At 62.6% G+C, this 1354-nt stretch carries 1 protein-coding gene; it reads left to right on the plus strand.

The annotated features are described in order from the left end of the window. On the plus strand, positions 1–1354 hold a 1354-nt coding region (locus tag KW846_RS29640; protein WP_218486456.1), incomplete at both ends, for a calcium-binding protein.

Consider the following 1354-nt stretch of genomic DNA (forward strand, 5'->3'; position numbering starts at 1 on the left):
ACGACGTGGCCAGCGGAGGTGATGGCAACGACTTCCTGAACGCCTTGGGCGGCAACGACATCCTCAATGGTGATGCGGGCAATGACATTCTCATCGGCGGTAGTGGTGCCGACACGATGGCCGGCGGAGTCGGCAGCGATATCTACGAAGTCACCGACCTAGGGGACGTAGTGATCGAGCTCGCCGGTGCCGGCAACGACTCGGTCTGGACCTCGCTGGCGAGCTACACGCTGGGCGCCAACGTCGAGGATCTGTATTTCGGCGGCAGCGGCCACTTTACGGCCATCGGTAACGCGCTCGCCAACACGCTCGTGGGTGGTTCGGGTAACGACGTTCTCATCGGTGGCGCAGGTGCCGACACGATGGCCGGCGGTGTCGGCATCGATATCTACGAAGTCACCGACCTTGGGGACGTGGTGAGCGAGCTCGCCGATGCCGGCAACGACTCGGTCTGGACCTCGCTCGCAAGCTACACGCTGGGTGCCAACGTCGAAAATCTGTATTTCGGTGGCATCGGCAACTTTGCGGGCAGCGGCAACGAGCTCCACAACACGATCGTGGGCGGTGCGGGTAACGACGTCCTTATCGGTGGCGCAGGTAACGACGTGATTATCGGTCGCGCAGGTGCCGACACGATGGCCGGCGGTGGCGGCAGCGATATCTACGAAGTCACCGACCTTGGGGACGTGGTGACCGAGCTCGCCAGCGCAGACGCGGATACGGTCTGGACCTCGCTCACGAACTACACCCTGGGTGCCAACGTCGAGAACCTGTATTTCAGCGGCAGCGGCAACTTTACGGGTAGCGGCACCGTGTTCAACAACACGATCGTCGGCGGTGCGGGTAACGACGTCCTCAATGGCGGCGCAGGTGATGACGTCCTCATTGGTCGCACAGGTGCCGACACGATGGTCGGCGGTATCGGCAGCGATATCTACGAAGTCACCGAGCTTGGGGACGTGGTGAGCGAGCTCGCCGGTGCCGGCAACGACTCGGTCTGGACCTCGCTCGGGACCTACACCCTGGGTGCCGATGTCGAAAATCTGTTTTTCGGCGGCAGCGGTAATTTCGTGGGGGCCGGCAACGCGCTCTCCAACATGCTCGTGGGGGGGGCGAGTAACGACATTCTCATCGGCGGTGGCGGTAACGACCTGATGAGTGGCGGCGTCGCCGGCAACGATATTTTCGAGTTTGGTGCCGCGGGTTTCGGCAACGATACGATCCTGGACTTCGGAGCCAATCCGGTCGGGCAGGACTTGCTCAATATCACGGCGCTGGGGATCAACAGCGCGACGTTCGCTGCCAACGTGACCATCACGGCTAACGGGGCAGACACGGTGGTAGGGATCGGGGC

Source organism: Pseudomonas sp. PDM32 (assembly GCF_019219225.1).
In the GTDB taxonomy this organism is placed as follows: domain Bacteria; phylum Pseudomonadota; class Gammaproteobacteria; order Pseudomonadales; family Pseudomonadaceae; genus Aquipseudomonas; species Aquipseudomonas laurylsulfatiphila.